The organism is Pseudomonas chaetocerotis (genome assembly GCF_015712105.2).
GTDB classification, from domain to species: domain Bacteria; phylum Pseudomonadota; class Gammaproteobacteria; order Pseudomonadales; family Pseudomonadaceae; genus Aquipseudomonas; species Aquipseudomonas chaetocerotis.
The window spans coordinates 1-1,604 of the sequence record NZ_JACFYX020000034.1 but is presented as its reverse complement, the minus strand read 5'-3'; the positions used below and the strand labels follow the sequence as shown (position 1 = coordinate 1,604).

The 1,604-nt window shown below is 66.6% G+C and carries 1 protein-coding gene; it reads left to right on the top strand.

Features of this window, described 5'->3' with window-relative positions:
- Positions 1-1,604 (top strand): amino acid adenylation domain-containing protein (locus H3221_RS25515; RefSeq protein WP_224490817.1); only part of this gene is annotated, 1,604 nt, incomplete at both ends.

The following is a 1,604-nucleotide window of genomic DNA, read 5'->3' as shown; positions in this document are numbered from 1 at the left end:
CGCCTGGACGATGATCAGGATCGCCTGGCCCTGACCCGCTTCAACGCCACCCGCGTCGATTACGGCGCGGTCGAGCCGGTACATCGTCAATTCGAACGGCGCGTGCAGGCGCAGCCGCAGGCCGTTGCCCTGGTGTGCGGCGAGCAGCGTCTGAGCTACGCCGAACTGGACCTGCGCGCCAACCAGTTGGCTCACCATCTGCAAAAGCTCGGCGTAACCCGCGACAGCCTGGTGGGCGTGGCGGCGCTGCGTTCGGTGGAGATGGTGGTGGCGCTGTACGCCATCCTCAAGGCCGGCGGCGCCTACGTACCGATGGACCCGGAGTATCCGGCCGAACGCCTGCGCTACATGCTCGAAGACGCTGGCGTCAGCCTGCTGCTGAGCCACGATGCGGTGATCGACAGCCTGCCGCAGGTGGGCGGTGTGCAGGTGCTCAATCTCGATCATCTGGATCTTTCTCAAGAGCCGCAGAGCGCGCCCGAGGTGGACATTCACCCCGAGCAGCTGGCCTACCTGATCTACACCTCCGGCTCTACCGGCAAGCCCAAGGGCGCCGGCAACAGCCATGCGGCGCTCTACAACCGCCTGGCCTGGATGCAGCAGGCCTACGACCTCACAGCTGATGATCGGGTGCTGCAGAAAACCCCGTTCAGCTTCGATGTGTCGGTGTGGGAATTCTTCTGGCCACTGATCACAGGCGCGCGCCTGGTGATGGCGCAACCGGGCGATCACCGCGACCCGGCCAAGCTGGTCGAGCTGATCGCGCGTGAAAAAATCAGCACCTTGCACTTCGTCCCCTCCATGCTGGCGGCCTTCGTCGGTCATGGTGAGCTGACGGGCTGCGAAAGCCTGCGACGCATCGTCTGCAGCGGTGAAGCGCTGCCGGCGGAACTGGCCAGCAGCACGCGGCAGCTCCTGCCACAGGCCGAGCTGTACAACCTGTATGGCCCGACCGAAGCGGCCATCGACGTGACCCACTGGCGCTGCAGCGGCCAGGAGCGGCGCAGCGTGCCGATTGGCCGGCCAATCGCCAACCTGCAGATTCATATCCTCGACGAGCGTCTCAATCCGCAGCCGATTGGCGTGGCGGGGGAGCTGTATATCGGTGGCATCGGCCTGGCGCGCGGTTACCACCGTCGTCCGGGGCTGACCGCAGAACGCTTCGTTGCCAGCCCCTTCGGCGACGGCCAGCGCCTGTACCGCAGTGGCGACCTGGCGCGCTGGACCGAAGAGGGCGTGCTGGAGTACCTGGGCCGCATCGACCATCAGGTGAAGCTGCGCGGCCTGCGCATCGAGCTGGGCGAGATCGAGGCAGCGCTGTTGGAACATCCGGCGCTGCGCGAAGCGGTGGTGTTGGTGCGCGACCAGCAACTGGTGGCGTATGTGGTCGGCGGTGATTACGACGAGAGCGAGCTGCGGGCGCGGCTGAAACAACGGCTGCCCGAGTTCATGCTGCCGAGCTACTTCGTGGCGCTGGAGCGCCTGCCGCTGTCGCCCAACGGCAAGCTGGAGCGCAAGGCGCTGCCGGAGCCGCAGCGCATCCAGCGTGACTACCAGGCACCGCGCCCCGGACTGGAAAGCCAGCTGGCGGCCATCTGGCAGGA